The 20431-nt window shown below is 56.9% G+C and carries 23 protein-coding genes; 12 read left to right on the top strand and 11 right to left on the bottom strand.

Going from position 1 to position 20431, the window contains the following annotated elements:
• Position 1 precedes the first annotated feature (1 nt).
• Together J9777_RS10570 and J9777_RS10565 are read right to left on the bottom strand one after the other, a co-directional pair.
• Positions 2-730, bottom strand: coding sequence for an ABC transporter ATP-binding protein (locus J9777_RS10570; protein WP_209348803.1), 729 nt, complete (start codon positions 728-730; stop codon positions 2-4).
• Positions 727-1860: an ABC transporter permease gene (locus J9777_RS10565; RefSeq protein WP_209348802.1), complete on the bottom strand. Its 1134-nt coding sequence runs from the start codon at positions 1858-1860 to the stop codon at positions 727-729. Before J9777_RS10565 ends, J9777_RS10570 begins: the two co-directional genes overlap by 4 nt.
• 88 nt (positions 1861-1948) lie before the next feature.
• Here J9777_RS10565 and J9777_RS10560 point away from each other — a divergent pair, with 88 nt between their 5' ends.
• From J9777_RS10560 to J9777_RS10550, 3 genes are all read left to right on the top strand, one after another.
• Positions 1949-2578 (top strand): TetR/AcrR family transcriptional regulator, encoded by a 630-nt coding sequence (locus J9777_RS10560; RefSeq protein ID WP_209348801.1) that lies wholly within the window; start codon positions 1949-1951, stop codon positions 2576-2578.
• Positions 2579-2668: 90 nt separating this feature from the next.
• On the top strand, positions 2669-4618 hold the full coding sequence (gene ftsH, locus J9777_RS10555; RefSeq protein ID WP_209348800.1) for an ATP-dependent zinc metalloprotease FtsH: 1950 nt from the start codon (positions 2669-2671) through the stop codon (positions 4616-4618).
• A gap of 201 nt (positions 4619-4819) precedes the next feature.
• The gene (locus J9777_RS10550; RefSeq protein WP_209348799.1) at positions 4820-5533 is read left to right on the top strand and encodes a 2OG-Fe(II) oxygenase family protein; all 714 of its coding nucleotides are present in this window, start codon (positions 4820-4822) and stop codon (positions 5531-5533) included.
• Here J9777_RS10550 and J9777_RS10545 read toward each other — a convergent pair.
• From J9777_RS10545 to rpoZ, 4 genes are all read right to left on the bottom strand, one after another.
• Positions 5523-6497, bottom strand: a complete 975-nt coding sequence (locus tag J9777_RS10545; protein WP_209348798.1) for a hypothetical protein — start codon at positions 6495-6497, stop codon at positions 5523-5525. The genes J9777_RS10550 and J9777_RS10545 overlap by 11 nt on opposite strands.
• A gap of 31 nt (positions 6498-6528) precedes the next feature.
• Positions 6529-7674: a DUF3667 domain-containing protein gene (locus tag J9777_RS10540; RefSeq protein WP_209348797.1), complete on the bottom strand. Its 1146-nt coding sequence runs from the start codon at positions 7672-7674 to the stop codon at positions 6529-6531.
• 54 nt (positions 7675-7728) lie between these two features.
• Entirely contained in the window at positions 7729-8466 is a 738-nt protein-coding gene (locus tag J9777_RS10535) for a ParA family protein (protein WP_209348796.1), read from the bottom strand.
• 81 nt (positions 8467-8547) lie between these two features.
• On the bottom strand, positions 8548-8892 hold the full coding sequence (rpoZ, locus tag J9777_RS10530) for a DNA-directed RNA polymerase subunit omega (protein WP_209348795.1): 345 nt from the start codon (positions 8890-8892) through the stop codon (positions 8548-8550).
• Between the two features lie 127 nt (positions 8893-9019).
• Between rpoZ and J9777_RS10525 the strand changes: the two genes are divergently transcribed.
• Entirely contained in the window at positions 9020-10192 is a 1173-nt protein-coding gene (locus J9777_RS10525; RefSeq protein WP_209348794.1) for a cardiolipin synthase B, read from the top strand.
• Between the two features lie 5 nt (positions 10193-10197).
• Here the strand turns inward: J9777_RS10525 and J9777_RS10520 are convergent, their stop codons facing one another.
• Positions 10198-11745, bottom strand: coding sequence for a replicative DNA helicase (locus J9777_RS10520; RefSeq protein WP_209348793.1), 1548 nt, complete (start codon positions 11743-11745; stop codon positions 10198-10200).
• 147 nt (positions 11746-11892) lie between these two features.
• On the opposite strand from J9777_RS10520, the gene J9777_RS10515 reads away from it, so the two are divergent.
• The 4 genes from J9777_RS10515 to J9777_RS10500 are packed head-to-tail and all read left to right on the top strand — an operon-like array spanning position 11893 to position 14545.
• Complete coding sequence (locus J9777_RS10515; RefSeq protein WP_209348792.1) at positions 11893-12375, top strand: UPF0262 family protein; 483 nt, start codon at positions 11893-11895, stop codon at positions 12373-12375.
• An 8-nt stretch (positions 12376-12383) separates the two neighbouring features.
• Entirely contained in the window at positions 12384-13088 is a 705-nt protein-coding gene (locus J9777_RS10510) for a glycoside hydrolase family 25 protein (protein WP_209348791.1), read from the top strand.
• A gap of 21 nt (positions 13089-13109) precedes the next feature.
• On the top strand, positions 13110-13526 hold the full coding sequence (locus J9777_RS10505; RefSeq protein ID WP_209348790.1) for a cytidine deaminase: 417 nt from the start codon (positions 13110-13112) through the stop codon (positions 13524-13526).
• Positions 13523-14545, top strand: a complete 1023-nt coding sequence (locus J9777_RS10500) for an LD-carboxypeptidase (protein WP_209348789.1) — start codon at positions 13523-13525, stop codon at positions 14543-14545. Before J9777_RS10505 ends, J9777_RS10500 begins: the two co-directional genes overlap by 4 nt.
• Before the next feature lie 13 nt (positions 14546-14558).
• Here the strand turns inward: J9777_RS10500 and J9777_RS10495 are convergent, their stop codons facing one another.
• Both J9777_RS10495 and J9777_RS10490 read right to left on the bottom strand, forming a co-directional pair.
• The gene (locus J9777_RS10495; RefSeq protein ID WP_209348788.1) at positions 14559-15692 is read right to left on the bottom strand and encodes a M14-type cytosolic carboxypeptidase; all 1134 of its coding nucleotides are present in this window, start codon (positions 15690-15692) and stop codon (positions 14559-14561) included.
• The gene (locus tag J9777_RS10490) at positions 15689-16297 is read right to left on the bottom strand and encodes a DUF4136 domain-containing protein (protein WP_209348787.1); all 609 of its coding nucleotides are present in this window, start codon (positions 16295-16297) and stop codon (positions 15689-15691) included. The genes J9777_RS10495 and J9777_RS10490 overlap by 4 nt, the downstream gene beginning before the upstream one ends.
• Positions 16298-16490: 193 nt before the next feature.
• Between J9777_RS10490 and galE the strand changes: the two genes are divergently transcribed.
• The 3 genes from galE (at position 16491) to J9777_RS10475 (ending at position 18490) form a co-directional block, all read left to right on the top strand.
• Positions 16491-17501 (top strand): UDP-glucose 4-epimerase GalE, encoded by a 1011-nt coding sequence (gene galE / locus J9777_RS10485; RefSeq protein ID WP_209348786.1) that lies wholly within the window; start codon positions 16491-16493, stop codon positions 17499-17501.
• Between the two features lie 125 nt (positions 17502-17626).
• Entirely contained in the window at positions 17627-17752 is a 126-nt protein-coding gene (ykgO, locus tag J9777_RS10480) for a type B 50S ribosomal protein L36 (protein ID WP_007165381.1), read from the top strand.
• Positions 17753-17935: 183 nt separating this feature from the next.
• Complete coding sequence (locus J9777_RS10475; RefSeq protein WP_245228778.1) at positions 17936-18490, top strand: HAD-IA family hydrolase; 555 nt, start codon at positions 17936-17938, stop codon at positions 18488-18490.
• Positions 18491-18591: 101 nt separating this feature from the next.
• On the opposite strand, the gene J9777_RS10470 is transcribed toward J9777_RS10475, so the two are convergent.
• On the bottom strand, positions 18592-18954 hold the full coding sequence (locus tag J9777_RS10470) for a hypothetical protein (RefSeq protein WP_245228707.1): 363 nt from the start codon (positions 18952-18954) through the stop codon (positions 18592-18594).
• Positions 18955-19128: 174 nt separating this feature from the next.
• Here J9777_RS10470 and J9777_RS10465 point away from each other — a divergent pair, with 174 nt between their 5' ends.
• Entirely contained in the window at positions 19129-19683 is a 555-nt protein-coding gene (locus J9777_RS10465) for a helix-turn-helix domain-containing protein (RefSeq protein WP_209348784.1), read from the top strand.
• 14 nt (positions 19684-19697) lie between these two features.
• Here the strand turns inward: J9777_RS10465 and J9777_RS10460 are convergent, their stop codons facing one another.
• A complete protein-coding gene (locus J9777_RS10460; RefSeq protein ID WP_209348783.1) occupies positions 19698-20348 on the bottom strand; it encodes a cyclic nucleotide-binding domain-containing protein in 651 nt (216 codons plus the stop codon).
• Positions 20349-20431 lie beyond the last annotated feature (83 nt).

Below are 20431 nucleotides of genomic sequence, written 5' to 3'. Positions count from 1 at the left end.
ATTAATGGTCCTCCGGCATGTCAGTGCCGTCATGTGTTATCCGTCCGTCCTCAAGTACGAGGATACGATCGGCGAGATCAAAAATTCTATTGTCGTGAGTGACGATGATGACGCTGCGGTCTTCAGCCACGCCCACTTCGCGGAGCAAGTCCATCACCCGGCGGCCAGACTTGGCATCGAGCGCTGCGGTCGGCTCGTCGCACACCACAAGGCGCGGTTCGTGGACCAGCGCCCGTGCGATTGCGACGCGTTGCTGCTGACCGCCCGAGAGCTGGTTCGGAAGCTTGTCCGCCTGATCGGCGATGTTAAGCTTGTCGAGCATCGCGACGGCCCGATCGCGCGCCTCGAGCCGGTCCATACCCTGTGCGATCAAGGGCACTGCCGCATTGGATGCCGCGTCGATCGACGGGATCAGGTTATACTGCTGGAAGATAAACCCGATGTTCTGGAGCCGGAAATTGACCAAATCGGTATCGGACAGGCTGTAAATATCGGTGCCAAACACTTCGACATCACCGTCGGTAGGCCAGAGAATGCCGCACATGATCGAGATCATCGTGGTTTTGCCCGAGCCGGATTCGCCGACCAGATAGGTCAGCTCGCCAGGACACACATCCAGGTCGATACCGTGCAGCACGCGAATAGTCTGCTGACCCGCTTTGAAGTCCCGCGTGACACCGCGTGTGCGAATCGCAGGTTGGCTGCCGGTGGTGGCTTCTGTCGCGCTCATCTGAACACCGCCGCCGGTTCAGTATTCATCACGCCGCGCAGTGCGATCCAGCCGGTCAACACGATGATTAGCACCATCGCTGCAAAAGAGATCAATGGGATCTGCCACGGGATATAGAATCCTTTGAAAGTCGGATCGTTTGCGAATGCAGTGAGAAAGCCGACTGTGCCGAGCACGCCGAGGCCATATCCGATCATGCCGACCATTCCGGCCTGCACCGCGACCATTTGTGCGATCTTGCCGTTGGTCACTCCGATGGCTTTGAGTGCACCAAATTGTTTGATGTTGTCGCGGATGAATAGGCTGAATGTCAGTCCAACAATCGCCACGCCGACGATAAAGCCGAGCAGAACGGTGATTCCGAAATTGAGCGGAATGCCGGTATTTTCGATTATGAACTGGACCCCGTCGCGCGCGAACTCGTCACGGGTTTGTGCTTTGAGGCCGGTTTGCTTCTCGATGCGTTCAGACAGTGTTTTGGCGTCGATGCCATCGGCCGCGCCGACCAGAACAAAGCTAAGCCGGTTACGCGTTCCGGGGACGTAGCGAAGCGCTTGACTATATTTGGTGTAGAGAACCACCGTGCTGGTAAAGCTGGGGATCGCATCGGCGACCCCGCGCACGACCGCGCGTTGATCGTTCAGCTCGAGCCGTTCACCAATCGGGCTTTGTCCGGGAAACATGCGTGTTGCGCCCACATCGTCGATAATGACCGAATCGGGCTGGGACAGAACTTCGGTGCTGCCATCAATCATATTCTTCGGAAGCCCGATCAGCGTGGCATCGTCGACCCCGATGATCGCGACGCCTTCGAGGTCACCGTCTTTCGTGCGGACCGACGCCTGAGCGCGTAGATGCGGTACTGCCCAGTCAACGCCCGGAACGCCGCGCACTTGGTCGAGCGCGGTTGATGGAAGTGCATAAGCGACATCGGTCGTCCGGCTGACCGGATCCATCACCCACACATCGGCGCTGGAGACATTATATGTGCCGCTGGCCCCACGTTCGAGCAGGTTCACAAAAATGGTCAGCTGCTGTGTAATCAGCAGTGTCGAGAATGCGATGCCGAACAGAAGCCCGTAGAACTTCTGCTTGTCGCCAGTCAGCATTCGGATTGCAATCCAGAGCATCTGTGTGCCTAACTCAGTCTGGGTTGCACTTATCCAGCGCATGGCCCATTAGTGAACGGTAGCGTTTAACTGAACGGGACCGTTCAATTTGTCAACGGGTAGTGAAAAGAAACTGGGGCGGCCATCGGATGAGGCCAAACGTGCGGCCATAGTCGAGGCGGCTTCTGACTCATTCTTCGATGTCGGTTTTGCGGCCACTGCTATCGAGCAAGTTGCTGCAAAAGCAGGCGTTTCCAAGGTTACTGTCTATAATCACTTTGGCGACAAGCGCGGACTATTCGCTGCATCGGTCGAGCGCGAATGCGAGAAAATGCGCGGACATTTCTCGATAGATTTCACCGGAGCCGGCGATCTGCCGACGCTGTTTTTGCGAATCGGGGAAGGCATGGTGGCCTTCCTATCACGCCCGGAGCTGATCCAGTTTGATCGCCGTATCGCCGCGGAAACCGAACACGAGCCCGAAATCGGTATCGCTTTCCTCAACGCTGGCCCCCGCCGGATGAAAAGTGCTTTTGCTGAGCTGCTTGACGGATTGGTCACGGCCGGGCGGTTGCAGATTGACGACTCGCGCCTCGCGGCCGAGCAATTCGTTTCGATGTGCAAAGGCATGGGCGATCTGGAGCGCCGCTTCGGTGCCGAAGTGGTTCCGGAACGCGACCAAGAGCGCATCGCGGGCGCAGTAGACGTGTTCTTGAAAGCGTATGGCCGATCAGATTGATCGGAATTCCCCGTGATAGGCAATGAGAGTGTTATCTTGCCATTCACCTATCGAACCCTACATTAGACCGGTGAAAAGGAACCCTCGCCGATGAACGACGAAAACGAACCGCAACAGCCCAACCCGTGGATCAAAAGCCTGATGGTATGGGGCGGCATTTTTATGGCGCTGCTGTTGGTAGTGACCATGTTTGGCAATGCCGGGCAGCCAACCGCGCAGCAGATCGATTATTCGGGTTTCCGCGATAAGGTTGCTGAAGGGTCTGTTGAGCAAGTTCAAATCGGCCCTGACAAGATCACTGGTAAGCTCAAGAATGGTGAGCTGTTTAGCACAGTTCCTGTTGGGAGCGATCCCGGCCTTGCTGAGCTGCTCGAGGAGCAGAATGTGCGCTACTCCGGCGCTCCGCGTGAGACTACCAACCCGCTATTGTTGGTTCTGATCCAGTCCCTGCCGTTCCTGCTGATCCTCGGCATCGCGTTCTTTGCTCTGCGTCAGGTGCAGAAGGGCGGCGGAGCGGGCGGTGCGATGGGCTTTGGCAAATCGAAGGCCAAGCTTCTGACAGAGCGTCAGGGCAAAGTGACGTTTGAAGACGTGGCTGGAATCGACGAAGCGCGCGAAGAATTGGAGGAAGTAGTTGAGTTCCTCAAAGATCCGCAGCGTTTCTCCAAACTTGGCGGTCAGATTCCCAAGGGCGCATTGCTGGTCGGTTCGCCGGGTACGGGTAAGACGCTTCTGGCGCGCGCTATTGCTGGTGAAGCTGGCGTGCCATTCTTCACCATTTCGGGTTCCGACTTTGTCGAGATGTTCGTTGGTGTCGGCGCCAGCCGTGTCCGCGACATGTTCGAGCAAGCGAAGAAAAACGCGCCGTGTATTGTGTTTATTGACGAGATCGACGCCGTGGGCCGCCATCGCGGCAACGGCATTGGCAACTCCAACGATGAGCGTGAGCAGACATTGAACCAGCTGCTGGTCGAGATGGATGGTTTTGAAGCCAATGAAGGCATCATCATCGTTGCGGCGACCAACCGTCCGGACGTTCTGGACCCTGCGTTGCTGCGTCCGGGCCGTTTCGACCGTCAGGTTGTGGTTCCGATTCCGGACATTGACGGACGTGAGAAAATCCTCGGTGTGCATATGAAGAAAGTTCCGCTGGCACCTGACGTAAACCCGCGCACGATTGCGCGTGGTACACCCGGCTTCTCGGGCGCTGATCTGGCGAACCTCGTTAACGAAGCTGCATTGCTGGCTGCGCGCCGCAATAAGCGCCTTGTTGCGATGCAGGAATTTGAAGACGCCAAGGACAAGGTCATGATGGGCACCGAACGCCGCAGCATGGTCATGACCGACGATGAGAAAAAGATGACCGCTTATCACGAAGCCGGTCACGCGCTGGTGTCTGTGAACGAGCCTGCATCCGATCCGATCCATAAGGCAACGATCATCCCGCGCGGCCGTGCGCTGGGTATGGTTATGCGTCTGCCTGAGCGGGACAATTATTCGTATCACCGCGACAAAATGCATGCGAACCTCGCGGTTGCAATGGGTGGCCGCGTCGCTGAGGAAATCATCTTCGGTCACGATAAGGTGTCGAGCGGTGCGTCGTCGGATATTCAATATGCGACCGATCTGGCGCGTAGCATGGTTACCAAATGGGGCATGTCCGACAAGCTTGGCCCGCTTCAATATGAAGCAAGCCAAGAAGGCTATCTCGGCATGGGCTCGACCCAGCGGACGATGGCTGGCGCGGAAACCAACAAGCTGATCGATGCAGAGATTAAATCGCTGGTTGAAGGCGGATTGAATCGCGCTGAGACCATTTTGAAAGAGCAAGAGGACAAGCTCCATTTGCTGGCTCAGGCGATGCTCGAATATGAGACTTTGAGCGGTGATGAAATCGATCAATTGCTAGAGACCGGCAAGTTTGACCGTCCCGACAAGCCGTCTGGCCCGGGTTCAGTGAAACCGGTCGCCGGATCGTCTATTCCCAAAGCTGGCAAGAAATTCGGCGGATCGGGCGGCGAGGCTCCGCAAGGCGCGTAATAGTACATTCGCGCACCGACGGAGTGCCTGTCACTACGTTCGCCGAGTCTCGTATGTAGCTTGTCTCTCTCACTTCGACACCCGTCGAACGCCCTGTAGCGTACGCAGCCCTATCGCTTGATATCCACCGTGTCAGCGGAGGACGCGCGTGAGTTTTGGACTGGATATAGAATGGGTTGAGCCAAGTGGCAGGTGCGTCATATGACCACCTTTGCTCTCAATCTGCGTCACGATCCGGATGAACTCGCCGAGGAATTTGCGCGAACGGGCGTACTATCGATTGCCCCCATTCTGGATGAGGCGAGTGCCGCCGAGCTGCACAATCTGCTGCGCGCTCGCAATGACTGGGTGCAGGTCATCAATAGCGGTGAAAAGCTGGTCGAGCTTGACCGCGCTACACGTTCCAATCTGACCGAGCGCCAACGTGAAGAACTCGATAAAGCTGTCTATGCCGGTGCCCGGTACGACTTCCAATATCGCTATGAGACAATTCGTGTGCCGGACAATGATGACGAGAGGCGCAAAAGTAGCGACATGCTGGCCAAGTTTGCGCGCTGGTGGTCGAGCGGAGAGCCGCGAGAATTCCTGCGCACGGTCACCCGTTGCCCTCATATTCAGTTCGCCGATGCACAGGCGACGGCATACTCGCCTGGCGATTTTCTAACGGGTCACGATGATGATGTCGCGGGCAAGGGGCGTGAGGCTGCCTATGTGCTGGGCCTGACGCCCAAATGGCGCCTTGAATGGGGCGGGCTGCTTGCCTTCCACCTCGGTAATGAGGACGCGTCGCGCGCGCTTGTTCCGGGCTTCAACCGGCTCAACATTTTTCGTGTCCCGCAACGTCACAGCGTCACTGAAGTCACTCGCTCGGCTGCCAATCGCCGTTACTCGATCACCGGCTGGCTCAGGCGTTAGCTGGTGGCGATACCACGCTAAGCTCCAACGTCGCTGCCCACTTTTCAACTGCATCAAACCGCTTGGCATGAAAGCGCTCGACCTCATTGTCCTGCTCGGACCGCGCATCATGGGAGAATGAACGCCGCTCATCTTTCGCGTGTCGGTTCGCGAGTTGGTCGCCCTCTGCAGATTCCGCTGGCAAATTGAGCGTTTCGGCGGCGCGAGTGATAGCCGCCTGCGGATCTTCGACAATCTCGCTGTAATCAAACTGGATCACATTGCGCCATTGGCCTTGCGCGATCGCATCATCAAATAAAGCAGTCTGGGCTGCGTGAAGGAACGCGACAATATTGGCAGCCTGATCCAACGGATCTGTGCTCATTGCAATGGCTTCCTCCAAGCGATCAGGCCCATCGCTGATCTCGTGAGCAATAAGCGATGCCAAACGTGAGCAGAATGCCAGGCGATCACGCCCCCCACGGAAAGTTGCGCGCAAATAGCTCCGCAGTTTCATCGAAAGAAATACCGCTCTGCCGGCATCAGGCCGGCGAGCAAGTAGTGGTAACAATCCATTGACCCAATTGGATGGCTTGATGAGGATTGTCTCTTCGGATGATGTCGTGCTCATCTCTACAAGAGCGAAACTCAGTCCCTCTGCTAACCGCGCTTGAACGCCTTGTTGCACCAACACGGCCTGCTGACTGGCGATATCGGTCAGACATTGCGGTTCTTTCAGCGCGAGGCAAGCGCCGGTTTGATCGAGCGCCTTTGCCAGAAAAGTCGATCCGCAAAAGCCGAAGTGGAACAGGAAATCCGGCGCGGGTCCATCCGTGTGATCAGCGAATGTTTGTTCTTCAACGCGCGCCGTAGTCCAGAACTTCTCGCGCCCGTCTAAGAAGGTCGCGCTGCGCAGCGCGTCGATTGTTGTTTCAACAATCTGCGTGTTGCCTGTGACGATATCGGCTCGGTGTAGGAAGTCCATTCTCAGAGTGCGCCGTTCAACACGCGATAGCCTAAGCCGAAATCACGATTGTCATCATGATTATCATAAACAGCAGCAGCGAGGCCCAGATACCAATGGACAAAATGACCATCCGCCAAAGGGCACCAAACCGGCTGAGACCGTAGCTTCCCTTCAGCGAGCGGTAGAGATGAAACGGGGCGTAGAGGAGCGGCGCCGCAATCAGTGGCCAGAATTGGAATGCTATTCCGACCGATAGGAAGACTGCAAGCATCATCATAAAGCTGATCGAATAGGTCACAAATACGGTGTGATCATACATCCGGAATCTGCGGCTGAAGGGAAAGAGGATCCAGACAAAGGGTAAGCTCAGCGGTATCAGCAACCAGCTCAACTTATATGCATTTGTCTGCAATTTGTAGACGAGCAACCCGGGATTGCTCGCGGCACTACTCAATGTATCACCGATCCATTCACCAACATTGTCGGAACTAAGAGTCTGGCCGGAATTGAGTGCATTTTCGGCCAATGCGTCGCTGTCCGATTGTGATGCCGCCGACGGTATTGATGGATCGTCAATTGCCGTAGCATTGATCAATTGTCGCAATAGCTCGCGGCCTTGTTCATCAGCGCTCAGCTCCAATTCGAGTTCGTCGACGGGTTCGCCCCGCTCTCGGGCCTCCGCAATTTGTTTGCGTTTGAACGCGATCGTTTCGTCAGCTTCAACCAGGTTCTTCTGCAATTGCTCGATTGAGGCCGGATCTACCTCTGGTTCAATTTTTCCGAAGCCGCCCGAAATGCTGAAGAGGGCGAAGCTGATAAAGACCGTGAACAGGAACAGTGCGATAGGCGAAACGTAACGCGCGCGTTTGCCGTCAATGTAATCCCGCATCAGCTTGCCCGGACGCCATGCCAGAAGCGGTAGCGTACGCCAGAACTTGCCTTCGAAATGGAGCACGCCATGCACCAGATCATGCATGAACGCGCGGAGCGTCCGGTGAATTTTCGCCTTCTGCCCGCAGCTGTGGCAATGCTCGCCGACTAAGGCGGTGCCGCAGTTTAGGCAGGCGTTGCCGACTGCCTGTTCAGATCCCTCTGTACCGGCTCCATCGCCGCTGGGTTCAACCGCTTTTGCCGCCGCTGCACCCAATCCGATGTCGCCAACGGCACCCGAAATGTCACCAATATCCCCACTCATGATGTCTATGTAGAATGGTCAGACCAATCGGTCGAGGGGTCGAACGGTGTAGTCCTACTTGCCTCGCGGGGAGAGTTTCCGTTCAATCGCACCCCACAGTCCAGCAAAGCTTTGTGCTGCCGGTGATCGCGGGGCGAAAGTACCAACAGGTTCCCGCCTCACCGCACATTGCTCGGCCGCGCTGGCGAAAGGTATGGTCGGCCAATCCGGAGCATCCTCGCGCGCCTTGCGATGCAGCGTTCTGCGCATATCGAGCATGGAGAGAACTGGCAGCATCGGCGGGTGCTTCTGTCCGCTGGCTTTCACTTCGTCGGCAACCAGCTGAAACGCCCGTGTCGAAAGCGGCGAAGGCGGCAGCGGCACGATCACGACATCGGCGGCGCGCATAATTTGGCGGCTGAGTGAATTGAGCACGGGCGGGCAGTCGATAATTACACGTTCATAGCCGCTTTTGAGTTTCGCCGCGGTCCGGGCCAAGCTGTCGCTGCGGACTACGCGCGAAAAATAGCTATCAATGCTTCTGAGGCTTTCGTCTGCGGGCAGGACACTGAGTTTCTCATGCTCGGTTTGCTGCACGAAATCATGTGGTGACCGCTGACGGGAGAAAAGTGTCTCTGCGGGGAGTGCAGGGTCGGGATCGACGCCCAGCAAGAAGCCCGCACCGCCTGCCGCATCGAGATCCCACACCAAAGTTCGCCGCTTGGAAGTCGATGCAGAATACCATGCGAGATTGGCAGCAAGGGTTGTTTTCCCGACGCCGCCTTTCACACTATAGATCGCAATTACTGCCATGTTGCCAATCCAAACGACAAAGGCCGCCCCGTCAAGGAGCGGCCTTCGCTTGCCCCTATTCGGGACCAATTTGAGAAGGGCTTACCCCTCGTAGTCAGAGCCAATCGATGTCGAGCGTGTTGGAGCCGACGCTGTGATCCGCAATGCTTCTGCCGATTGGCTGAGCGATGCGACCTCATCCGCCTCGTCTTCATCATCGGGCAGAATTTTCTGCAGGCCGGTGACGACGCTTTCTTTGAGATCTTTTGGTTTGATCGTCTGTTCGGCGACTTCGCGCAGAGCAACAACAGGGTTCTTATCCCGGTCACGATCAAGGGTCAGTTCTGCTCCGCCCGAAATCTCGCGCGCACGCTGCGCAGCAAGCAGGACAAGGTCAAAACGATTAGGAACTTTGTCGACACAATCTTCGACGGTAACGCGCGCCATGGGCACTCCGATAAAACAAGTGTTTCGGGAAGACGCGGCAAATAGGCAGACGCGTGGCGAGAGTCAAGGATTTGCGCGCAGCATTGGCCTTGCGATAGCGGGGCGGGCAGCGCAAAGAGACGATCTAATGCCCGGCACCGAACCTTATGACAGCTATCAAGATGCGCAGCCGTTCGAGGCTCAATCGAACGGACATGATCTGACGTTCTATCCCGCTGGCCGGGATCGGCTGGACGCGCTGATTGAGGTAATCGACAATGCGCAACGCTCGCTCAAGATGTTTTACTACATGTTCCAGAGTGACGCTGCTGGAACCAAGGTCCGCGATGCAATTGCACGGGCTGCCGCGCGCGGCGTTGCTGTGCATCTGTTGGTTGATCGGTTTGGTACCGATGCGCCAGAATCGTTCTTCGAGCCTATCGTAGCTGAGGGTGGGAACTTTGCAGTGTTCAGCCCGAAATGGAGCAGGCGTTATCTGATCCGCAATCATCAGAAGCTGTTGGTCGCTGATGAGGAAACCGCAATGGTCGGCGGGTTCAATATCTCGGATCACTACTTTGCTTCGCCCGCTGATGACGGGTGGTGCGATCTGGGTTGCAAGATGCGGGGGCCTGCGGTTAACGAATTGCTTCGATGGTTCGGGCAATTGGCGGAATGGGCGTCCGATTCGAAAAACCAGTTCTTCGCGATCCGCAGGCTGATCAAGGATTGGCAACCGGGAAAGGGGCCGGTGCGCCTGACTCTTGGAGGTCCGACGCGGGCTCCAAGCAATTGGGCGCGGATGGTCAAGCGCGATCTGGCCAAAGCATCGCGGCTGGATATGGCGATGGCCTATTTTTCGCCGCCGCGCAGCTTTCGTCGCCTGATTTGGCGAATAGCCAAGCGGGGCCGTGTGCGGTTGATGCTGGCTGGCAAGTCTGACAATGCAGCGACTATCGCGGCGTCGCGGGCATTGTACCGGGTGCTGTTAAAGCACGGCGCACGGCTCTTCGAATTTCAACCGACCAAGCTGCATATGAAGCTGATCGTAGTCGATGATGCGGTCTATTTCGGGAGCGCGAATTTCGATCACCGTTCGATCCGGCTCAATCTGGAATTGATGCTACGTTTCGAGGACGCTGTTCTGGCAGAAGAGATGCGTGATTTGATCACCGGCATGGAAGCTGGTGCGCGTGAAGTAACCACCAAAGTGCATCGCAAGCGTCGCACATTCTTCAATGAACTCAAATGGCTGTTCGGATGGTTCCTGGTGACCACAGTGGACTACACAGTCAGCCGAGGTCTGAATTCCGACGACTGATCGGCTTAATCGATAGAGCTGTCGTAGCTCGCGCGGGGATCATCATCGGCCAAGTCGGAGAATTTGGTAATCCGCGCCTCGAACTTCATCCGGACTTTGCCGGTTGAGCCGTGACGCTGTTTGGCGACAACCAGTTCGGCCAGGCCATATACGCCTTCCATTTCCGCCGCCCAAGCTGCGTGGGCTTCATGCACTTTCTGGTCGTCAGTTTCGATAGGACGTTTGGGTTCTTTCGACTGAACGTAATAGTCTTCGCGATAGACGAACCAGACCATGTCGGCGTCCTGCTCGATGGAGCCCGATTCGCGCAGATCGGACAGCATTGGTGTCTTGTCCTCTCGCTGCTCCACCGCACGGCTGAGCTGAGAGAGAGCGATCACTGGCACTTCGAGTTCCTTGGCGAGAGTTTTGAGACCCCGGCTGATCTCGGAAATTTCGTTGACGCGGTTGTCATTCGCACGCCCCGAGCCTTGAAGAAGCTGGAGATAATCGACCACGATGAGGCCGATATCATGCTTGCGCTTGAGCCGCCGCGCGCGGGTCCGCAAAGCCGCAATGGTCAGGGCCGGCGTATCGTCAATATAGAGCGGCAATTCGGCGAGACGCTGACTGGCAAAGCTGAGACGCTGGAAATCATCGCGGCTGATTTTTCCCATCCGCAAGGCTTCTGATGAAATACCCGCCTGTTCAGAAAGAATACGTGTGGCGAGCTGGTCTGCGCTCATCTCCAAGCTGAAGAAGGCCACGCCTGCACCAACGGATTCCTCAATATCGATCCCGTCAGCCTGATCACGCAGATAGCGATCCGCGCAATTGAACGCGATATTGGTCACGAGCGAGGTTTTGCCCATACCCGGACGGCCCGCGAGGATGATCAAATCTGAATCGTGAAGCCCGCCGATCTTTTGGTTGATGCTGGTCAGACCGGTCGTCTTGCCGGAGATATTGCCGCCCGAATTGATCGCCAATTCGATCATGCCGAGAGCCTTTTGCGATGCAGAGCTGAAGCTTGATGCTTCGCTTTGACCCGCAGCACCCTCGGCAACCTGGAACAGCGATGCCTCGGCCTCTTCGATCTGCTGCATCGGGGCGACATCTTCCGAAGTGTCGAGCGCGCCCTCCACCAGCGTCCGGCCGACGGTCACCAATTCGCGCAGCAGAGCGAGATCATAGATCTGTTCTGCTAATTCGCGCGGGGCCAGCAGGCCCTGGCCATCTGCTGTCAGTTTGGCGAGATAGGTAATCCCGCCAAGTTCTTTCAAAGCCTCATCCGCTTCAAAATAGGGTTTGAGAGTGACCGGCGTGACCACGGCATTGCGATCTTGCAGCGTTAAAATCCGGTCATAGACTCGCTGATGCACTGGCTCGAAGAAATGCTCGGGCCGAATCGGCGTGGGCAGTTCCTCGATGACGCGGTTGTCGATCAGGACGGCGCCCAGAAACGCGGCCTCTGCCTCGATATTCGCAGGCAAAGTGCGGCCTGCGGGCAAGTCACCCTTTGTTTCGGGGGTGGTTACATCATCGGGGCGGACTAGGAGATCGTCTTCGGACATGGGCATTCTTTGCGACGCCAGAGGGTCGCATGGCAAGGGTCAGAAAAAATATTTGGCTGCCACTTTGCCTCTGCTGCTTGTGGATAGTGGGGATGAGTTTGGAAAGGCTTGCCCGACCCCCTGCATATCTGCGAAGGCGGCTTTGTAATGCCTGATTTTCGTATCGCCCATATTGCGCTGGATGAGGACACGATTCTGTGGCGTAATGCCGATGTCGAACAGGAGCGGCGGGTGGCAATCTTCGATCTGATCGAGGAAAACACCTTCAAGCCAGTGCGCTTGGTCGAGAATGGCCACGAGGGGCCGTATCATCTGAAATTAGCGGTACAGGATGGGCGGTTGGCGATGGCTATCGCGCAGCCTGATGAGGAAGTTCTTGAGACACTGATTCTCGGTCTGGCAAGGTTCCGCCGCCCGATCCGCGAATATTTTGCGATTTGTGACAGCTATTATCAGGCAATTCGCAAGGCCACAGCTGCCGAGATTGAAACCATCGATATGGCGCGGCGCGGTGTGCACAATGGCGCGGCAGAGCTGTTGCTCGAGCGGCTCGCAGGCAAGGTTGAGACCGATTTTGCCACGGCGCGCCGATTGTTCACGCTGATCTGCGTACTCCATATCAAGGGCTGAGCGGAGCAATGGCACGTAGAAAAAGCCCTTCACGCAAATGGACTTGGCGAATTTTTGGCACGCTGCTGTTGGCTGCGCTGTCGGTCGCAGCTTGGTTCTGGTGGGAGAATCAGCATTGGACTCCGTCTGAGGAAGCCTATCCCGACCAAGGTGTATTGATCGCGCAGGAAGACGGGCTGGTGAACTTTCGCACTCTGGCGGCATTGGGTGCGAACTTTGCGTATCTTGAATCCAGTATCGGCAATGACGGGCAGGATAGCAGGTTCTCCCGCAACTTCGCCAATGCGCGTGCAGCAGGATTGGAAGTCGGCGCGGTCCATTTGTTCGATCCGTGTCTTCTTGCGGACGGGCAATCGGCCAATTTCGTCACGATGGTCCCGCGCGAAGCCGGTCTGATGCCGCCGGTCATTGCGCTGGATCGGACCGCCGAGAATTGCGAAAAACGGGTGAGCGATGCCGCGGTCGAAAGCGAGCTGATGACGCTGATCAACCAGATCGAAAACCACACTGGCAAGCCTGCAATCCTGAAGGTGACAGCACCGTTCGAGGAAGCCTATGCGATCTCTGCGCGGCTGGAACGGAACTTGTGGGTCAACCGCACGCGTTTCGCACCGACATATACCACGCGGCCATGGCTGCTATGGTCGGCGAATGAGGAACTGCGCAGCGAAGCAGCGGATGAACCGATTGAGTGGGTGGTTGTGCAACCATGACTTTTGGGCGGGAGGGTGATTATGACTGATGAAGAGCTAATCCAGGCGGCGCGCGATGCAGCGGACCATTCCTATTCGCCCTATTCGAACTACGCGGTGGGTGCGGCTTTGCGGTTCTCTGATGGCAGTGTGGTAACCGGCACCAATATCGAGAACGCAAGCTACGGTCTGTCGCTATGCGCAGAGACGGTCGCAGTGTCTAAAGCTATGGCTGACGGCGTGCGCGGCGGTTTGGAAGCAGTCGCCGTCACCGGTCCACTTGATAAAGGCGGTGATGCCCCGATCACGCCCTGCGGTAGATGCCGTCAGGTGCTCAATGAACTGGCCCAATTGGGCAAAACCGATCCCGAGGTTTTGTGCGTTGGCCCCAAGAACGTGAAGCGGGTGAAGCTGTCAGTGCTGCTACCCGAGGCGTTTGGCCCCGCAAGCCTCGAATGACCGATCGCCGTCAAGTGCTCGCCGGTATGGCGGCAGTGATAGCGGCGGGCTTGGCGCCTGCCCCCGCTTTGGCTCGCGAGCAAGGCCAGCCTCCGCGTCTGCGCAGCGGCGACACTGTCGGCTTGATCGCACCGGCCAGTGCGGTCTCGCCGCGACAAGTGGAATTTGCGCAGCAAACTATACGCGGCATGGGGTTGGTGCCGCAGCTTGGGCGGCATGTGACGCGTGTTGACGGTTACCTTGCCGGTACCGACGAAGAGCGCGCCGATGACATCAATGCAATGTTTGCGGATCGATCGATCCGTGCAGTGTTTGCGATCTCCGGCGGGTGGGGCTGCGCGCGCTTGCTGCCGCTGCTGGATTGGGACGGCATTCACGCAAACCCAAAGCTGCTGGTCGGCTATAGCGATATTACCGCGCTACACTGCGCCTTCGCCGCGCGAGCGGGCTTTCCAACTATTCACGCGCCCAATGCGGCTAACACTTGGCAGGCGCTAAGCTGGAACAATTTCTGGTGGCAGGCCTTCGCGGGTACACGGCCCGTTCTTGGAGGGGCAGAGGATGAGGCACTGACCGGACGCGTTGGCCGGACGCTTCGCGGCGGCAAAGCCAAAGGCCGGCTGGTGGGCGGCAATTTGACCGTGATATCGACGCTGATGGGCACACCGTGGATGCCCGAAATGGACGGCGCGATTCTGTTTCTGGAAGATGTCGGCGAGGAACCGTACCGCATCGACCGGATGCTCCAGCAACTGCGTCTTGCGGGTGTTCGGGATAAGCTTGGCGGAATTATCTTCGGCCAATGCACGCGCTGTAATGCGCCGACAGAGGGCGAGAGAACGCTGGGCTTCACTTTAGATGAAGTGGTCGACCATCATCTGACCCCGCTCGGCATACCCGCATTCGCAGGCGCCAATATCGGCCACATCCGCAACCAGCTAAGCGTGCCGGTTGGTGCAGTGGTGGAGATGGATGCCGATGCGCGGACGATTGGAGTGAGTGAAGCTGTGGTGGCGTAGCGAACTCGCTACTTCACCTGTCCAACCACTCCAGCAATGCTGCCAGACAATCGCGGCCCAGAACTTTGCAGCGTTCGGGTGACCAGTTCTGCTCCGGATCGGGCAGGTCGTCATTGTCTTTATAGGGCATTTCCAGGGTCATTGCCGGGCATTGAAAGCGGTGCGCGACTTGGGTGGTGCACATGGTCAGATTGGCAGTCCCCGGTGCGGACTTGGGATAGCCTTTCTCCGTTTGGAAATCGGGTGTGCGTCGGTCGAGGATTGCTTCGTAGCTGGCGAAGCCTTCGTAATGTTCGTCGGTCAGGCCCGGGATACCTTCATAGCCTGCGAGGAAGACGGCTGGGATGGCTTCGTCGCCGTGGACGTCCATAGAGAAGTCGACACCGGTTTCGTCCATCTTGTTACGAATGGCGAGCACTTCTGGCGAACGCTCGGCTGTTGGCGTTTCCCATTCGCGGTTCAGGTTTGCTCCGCATGCATTGGTGCGTAGATGCCCGCGGCGCGATCCGTCCGGATTGCAGTTTGGAACGACGTGGAATGTGCAGCGCTGGCGCAGTGCGCGCGCGACGGAGTCGGTTGGATCGGTAAGGCACTCAAGCGCGCCTTCCATCCACCATTCGGCCTGCGTTTCGCCGGGATGTTGGCGGCCCGTCAGCCAGATTTGCTTTTCGCCTTCCCCAAAAGTCAGATAGTCGAGCGGTTGGCCGTCGAGAGTCTCACCGATCCGTTCGTAAGATACGCCTTCGCTGGCAGCGCATTCGGCGATCAAATCGTGATGCCGTTCCATCGAGTAAGGCGCGAAGTACGCAAACCACGCGATGTCGCTGGTTGGCGTATAGCGGATGGTCAGAACGCCTTCGCCTTCGTCCAGTTGGAAGGTTGATGGTGCGGTTCCCCAATATTCGCGGTCCTCGCTGACCCGGGCCTGATAGCCGGGCCAACCGAGAACAAATGCCGAATTGTTGAGTTGGTCGATTTTCAGCTCGATTTCGCGGCCAGCCATGCCGGTGACGCGGAAATGGAACCATTGTTTGAATTCGGATTGGTTGTCCTGGCGGATCGCCAAACGTGCTGATGCGCCATCGATGGACAGGACTTCGATATTGCCGCTGTCAAAATCGGCATCAATCTGGATGTTAGAACTCAATTGCTGACCCTTACCTCTACGGTTTCACCATTATTGCCGGGAAACTCGCTGAATAGCGCATCGGCGACCACCGAAGCATTCGCGATGCTATCCGCAAATTCTGAATTATCGCTTACCGAAATGGATGCGCGACCTTCCCAAATTACGTCACTGGATGCGGCATCGCGGATCACCACACCGAGATCGGTGCCGATCATCTCGCGCTGTCCGCCGCCCAGATTAATACCAATGCCAAGTCCGACGCCTGAGCCATAAGTGCCGGTCGATCCGCCTCCGCCGACGGTTACAGGGCTGCGGCGCTGGGCTGGCTGGCTGACAAAGCGCTCTACCCGCACCTGCGCGATCTGTGAGGCTTCAGCGCGTGGTACTTCGCGGTAGCCAAGCTCTGCCAGTTCGGCGGCAATTGCGGCCTTGTAGGGGGCGAGTTCTTGCGGGTCGGCTTCAGCACCGGGCGCATCTTCGACAAAGATGGTGCCGTTGCCCAATTGTGCGGTGGCCGCGCTTTGGTGGAAGCGCGTGATCTCGACCGGGCTGACGCTAGGGCCGGACATGCATGCTGCCAATGTGCCAGCGAGTGCCAGAACTACGAGTGCCTTGATTTTCATGGCTGCTTCCTCCTTTGGAAAGTCACAGCTGTCGAACGGATGCGATTGCTTAACGTTCCGCCTAATCCTTTGGGGCCGGCTGTGCCAGAAATAGTTTCACGGAATACTATCCAGTGCGTTAACCACTCTGTTGCCCATCAATGCTAGCGCGAAAGCTATGAACACTGCCATGAACACTGGGATAAACACTGGGATGAACACTACGGCCAAACCTTCCGTACTCGTGACCGGCGGTGCCGGATATATCGGCAGCCACGCTGTTCTGGCATTGCGCGATGCCGGCTGGCCTGTTGCTGTGATCGACAATCTGACGACCGGCTTCAAATTTGCGGTGCCCGATGATGTGCCGCTGTATGAAGGTGATATCGAGGATGGCAAATTGCTCGCACGCATATTTGCCGAGCAAGGCACCAAAGCCATTATGCATTTTGCCGGATCGATCATTGTGCCTGAGTCGGTCGAAAACCCGATGAAGTATTATCACAACAACACCGCAAAAAGCCGCGCGTTGATCGATGCCGCGGTGAAAGCGGGCGTTCCGCATTTCATATTCAGCTCGACCGCAGCCACCTATGGCGTGCCCGAGGTTGAGGCCGTTACTGAAGACACGCCGCAGCGTCCGATTAATCCCTATGGGTGGTCGAAGCTGATGACCGAGCAGATGCTGTCAGACACGGCGTTTGCACATGATTTCAACTTTTGCGCTTTGCGGTACTTTAATGTCGCTGGCGCTGATCCGCAGGCGCGCAGCGGGCAATCGACTGCAGGCGCAACGCATCTGATCAAGGTCGCGGTCGAGGCAGCCTTGGGCAAGCGCGAACATGTCGCCGTGTTCGGGACCGATTATGATACGCCCGATGGCACCGGCGTGCGCGACTACATTCACGTCTCCGATTTGGCGGCTGCGCATGTTTTGGCCTTGGGCGCTTTGATGGAGCAGCCCGAGCGTTCGCTGACGATGAATTGCGGGTACGGCAGCGGGTTCTCGGTGCTTGACGTCCTTGATGCGGTTGACCGGGTGACCAACCGGACAATTGATCGTCGGATGGAGCCGCGCCGTGCGGGTGATCCGGGATCACTGATTTCCGATCCATCGCGCATTCGCTCAACCGTCCCGTGGGAGCCGAAACACGCCGATCTCGACGAGATTATCGGCCATGCACTGCAATGGGAGCGCAAATTGGGTGAGATAAGGGGCGAGTGACATGCGTATTGCCGGCCCTTCGGGCGCGAATCGCTTGACTTACGCCTTACACGCCCTTAGGCGCGCAGCTTGAAATTCCGGCATCGGAGACCAACTCCGGTGCCCTTATTTTTGGAAACCAGACAATGAAAATCCGTAACAGCCTCAAGTCGCTGAAAAACCGTCACCGCGATTGCCGCGTTATTCGCCGTCGTGGCCGGACTTATGTAATCAACAAGACCAACCGTCGCTTCAAAGCTCGCCAAGGGTAATTGGCCTGTTAAGCAGGATTGGCCGACCATGCTCTGGCATGGTCGTGAAGCAGAACCGGCCCGCCTCCTGATCGGAGTGCGGGCCGTTCCTGTTTCCGGCTTCTGATGATTGGATACCCACCAGTGAGTGACCAGCCAACCACCGCAGTCTTCGATGTCGGTCGCGTCATCGTGCAGTGGGATATGCGGTTGCTGTTCGCAAAACTGATAAACGATGCGGAGGAGCTTGACTGGTTCCTCGCCAATGTCGTCACCGAAGCTTGGCACATGGAGCATGATTCGGGCCGTCCAATCGCCGATATGGTTGGGGAACGTATCAAGCAGTTTCCGGACTACGCAGAGCTGATCGAAGCTTATCAGCACCGTTTTCTGGAAACGATCCCGGCACGGGTTCCGGGCACGGTGAAGTTGATTGAGCGGCTCCATGCACGCGGCGTACCGCTATTTGCGATCACCAATTTCGGGACGGACTTCTGGGCCGAATATCGCCCGACTGAACCGGTTTTCGATCTGTTCCGCGATATTGTGGTCTCCGGCCATGAGCGGCTCATCAAGCCAGATCCGGAGATCTTCCAGCTGTCGGAGAAGCGTTTTAACAAGCCCGCGTCGTCAATGATCTTCATCGACGACAATGCTGCGAATATCACCGCTGCCAATGCACTCGGTTGGCACACGCACCACTTTACCGATGCTGCGCAGCTGGAAGCGGACCTGATTGCGCGCGGCCTACTGGCATAGAAAAAGGGCCCCCGAACGCATTCGGAGGCCCGTAAAGTTCACCCTTTCTGGAGAGGAGAGGGTGGGGATGAAGGGGTAAGACCTGACTACAGGCCCGGAATTCAGCTATTGCACTTGGCCAACTTTTCCTCGGCCAGCGCTTCGCCCTTGGCAGTGAAAGAGGTCACTTCGCCCATTTTGTTGGACAGGCGCTTGCAGGTGTTGATTGGGCGCGAATTACTCTTCTTCGCGCGGCAGGTGGTGTCCTTACAATACCAGACAACGCCGCGAATAATGGTGCGCGCTTCCTTTGCCGGAGCAGAGAGTTCTGCGGTGTAATATGCGCTGGATGTGCGTGCTTCGGCGGCTGTCGGGGTCAGCGCCGCGCCGAATGTCAGTGCGGTATACAGCATTGCGATGGCAATCGCGCCGGTGCTGCGGAGAAAAGCTGAAGAGATGGTGGACGTGGAGAGGGAGAGGGTCATCTGTCTAATCCTTAGTCTAGTGTGGTGGTCAAATTTTCCTCAACCAGTTGCATTTAACAACCAGTTGCGAATCACTACCTAGTTAGATAGATTGCAAGTTGCAACTAAAAACTTAGTTTGAATTTTGCGGGTTGCGCGATTTGCCGCTAGACAGTCCGCATAGAGAGGAAATTTATGGGCGATCTCAGAGAACCGCTGAAGGAATTGAACGAGTGCGGGCTACCCGAAGCACTGGAAGTGATGGGCGAACGCTGGTCATTTATGATCCTGCGCGCGAGCTTTAACGGACTGCATCACTTCGAAGAGTTCCTGAACGAGCTTGGCATAGCGCGAAACATCCTGTCGAATCGCCTCGCCAAATTGGTCGAGCATGAGATTCTCAACCGCGAACCATGCGCGGATGACAAGCGCCGGATCGAATATCGCCTGACGCCGAAGGGCTTTGATCTCCTCCCGGCGATGCTTGCGCTACGCCAATGGGGCCAGAAATATGGCGTCGAAGTGGCGGAGAACCCGGTGCTGGTCGATGAAGTTGATCGCCAGCCTATCGGTCCGGTCTCGATTCTAGCACATGATGGCCGGATTCTCGATCACACCGATCTGTGGCTGACAGAGCGTGAGAATGTCGGAACACGTGCAGACGGATCGAGATCTGCACCATCGCCTGCACTTGGGCGAGGCGACACCGTATACTCCGGAGATGATTCCAAGCTCGCCGCTAACGGCTAAGCACTTCAGTCTGACTACGCTTGGTAGCTCGTGCTAAGCTTCGCCGCGAGATCGCGCATCATTAGTGCAATCAATGCATTGCCCAAATCGGAATGTTTCTGACCAAGCTGACGCAGTGCATCGGCGTCCCAGCTAACGTAGTGGACACCTCGCGGTGCAATAGTCGTGGCTGAGGGCGGTTGCTCAAGAATATAAGCGATTTCGCCGACAAAGTTGCCTTCCTGGAGGTCAAAGACTTTCCCCGATTTGGTGACCGAGACTGAACCGGCGAACACATAAAACAGCTTGTCGAGAGCTGTGCCTTCCTTCGTCAATTCGGTTGGCCTTTCGGCGACTGTCCAGCTGGCAATTTTCAGAACCTTGCGAAACTGACCGGGCGTGAGTGTTTCGAACGCGTCAAACAGCTGCTTCTCGTCATCGCTGAGTGACAGTGTCGTCCGCTCAAAGACGATGCGGCTGAGCACGACCAGATTGGCACCAATCAAGATCGAACTGGAAATGATCGCATCCCACAGCGGCACTTCTGGGAAGAAGAAGTAGTAGCAAATATACAGGGCCGAGCCGGTTAGCGCGAGCACGCGCAAATGCAATTCGTCGCGTGCCAAAAATGCTATAATATACGCCACCGCGCCCGCGTGAATCAAAAGCGAAGCATCAAATTCCATGCTATTTCAGTGGCTCCCCATTGATCCCCTGAGGGTCCGATGCATCAGTTTGCCGCCACACTCAATATGCTTTTGAAACGCAT

The sequence above is a fragment of the Pontixanthobacter sp. CEM42 genome (genome assembly GCF_017812015.1).
Taxonomy (GTDB): Bacteria; Pseudomonadota; Alphaproteobacteria; order Sphingomonadales; family Sphingomonadaceae; genus Pontixanthobacter.
This window is presented reverse-complemented; position numbering and strand designations above follow the sequence as displayed.

Bases quoted from the DNA above. Each gene is read 5' to 3' on its own strand.
- J9777_RS10570 (WP_209348803.1), bottom strand. From the start codon at position 730: ATGAGCGCGACAGAAGCCACCACCGGCAGCCAACCTGCGATTCGCACA.
- J9777_RS10565 (WP_209348802.1), bottom strand. From the start codon at position 1,860: ATGCTCTGGATTGCAATCCGAATGCTGACTGGCGACAAGCAGAAGTTC.
- ftsH (WP_209348800.1), top strand. From the start codon at position 2,669: ATGAACGACGAAAACGAACCGCAACAGCCCAACCCGTGGATCAAAAGC.
- J9777_RS10550 (WP_209348799.1), top strand. From the start codon at position 4,820: ATGACCACCTTTGCTCTCAATCTGCGTCACGATCCGGATGAACTCGCC.
- J9777_RS10545 (WP_209348798.1), bottom strand. From the start codon at position 6,497: ATGGACTTCCTACACCGAGCCGATATCGTCACAGGCAACACGCAGATT.
- J9777_RS10540 (WP_209348797.1), bottom strand. From the start codon at position 7,674: ATGAGTGGGGATATTGGTGACATTTCGGGTGCCGTTGGCGACATCGGA.
- J9777_RS10535 (WP_209348796.1), bottom strand. From the start codon at position 8,466: ATGGCAGTAATTGCGATCTATAGTGTGAAAGGCGGCGTCGGGAAAACA.
- rpoZ (WP_209348795.1), bottom strand. From the start codon at position 8,892: ATGGCGCGCGTTACCGTCGAAGATTGTGTCGACAAAGTTCCTAATCGT.
- J9777_RS10525 (WP_209348794.1), top strand. From the start codon at position 9,020: ATGCCCGGCACCGAACCTTATGACAGCTATCAAGATGCGCAGCCGTTC.
- J9777_RS10520 (WP_209348793.1), bottom strand. From the start codon at position 11,745: ATGTCCGAAGACGATCTCCTAGTCCGCCCCGATGATGTAACCACCCCC.
- J9777_RS10515 (WP_209348792.1), top strand. From the start codon at position 11,893: ATGCCTGATTTTCGTATCGCCCATATTGCGCTGGATGAGGACACGATT.
- J9777_RS10510 (WP_209348791.1), top strand. From the start codon at position 12,384: ATGGCACGTAGAAAAAGCCCTTCACGCAAATGGACTTGGCGAATTTTT.
- J9777_RS10505 (WP_209348790.1), top strand. From the start codon at position 13,110: ATGACTGATGAAGAGCTAATCCAGGCGGCGCGCGATGCAGCGGACCAT.
- J9777_RS10500 (WP_209348789.1), top strand. From the start codon at position 13,523: ATGACCGATCGCCGTCAAGTGCTCGCCGGTATGGCGGCAGTGATAGCG.
- J9777_RS10490 (WP_209348787.1), bottom strand. From the start codon at position 16,297: ATGAAAATCAAGGCACTCGTAGTTCTGGCACTCGCTGGCACATTGGCA.
- galE (WP_209348786.1), top strand. From the start codon at position 16,491: ATGAACACTACGGCCAAACCTTCCGTACTCGTGACCGGCGGTGCCGGA.
- ykgO (WP_007165381.1), top strand. From the start codon at position 17,627: ATGAAAATCCGTAACAGCCTCAAGTCGCTGAAAAACCGTCACCGCGAT.
- J9777_RS10475 (WP_245228778.1), top strand. From the start codon at position 17,936: ATGCGGTTGCTGTTCGCAAAACTGATAAACGATGCGGAGGAGCTTGAC.
- J9777_RS10470 (WP_245228707.1), bottom strand. From the start codon at position 18,954: ATGACCCTCTCCCTCTCCACGTCCACCATCTCTTCAGCTTTTCTCCGC.
- J9777_RS10465 (WP_209348784.1), top strand. From the start codon at position 19,129: ATGGGCGATCTCAGAGAACCGCTGAAGGAATTGAACGAGTGCGGGCTA.
- J9777_RS10460 (WP_209348783.1), bottom strand. From the start codon at position 20,348: ATGGAATTTGATGCTTCGCTTTTGATTCACGCGGGCGCGGTGGCGTAT.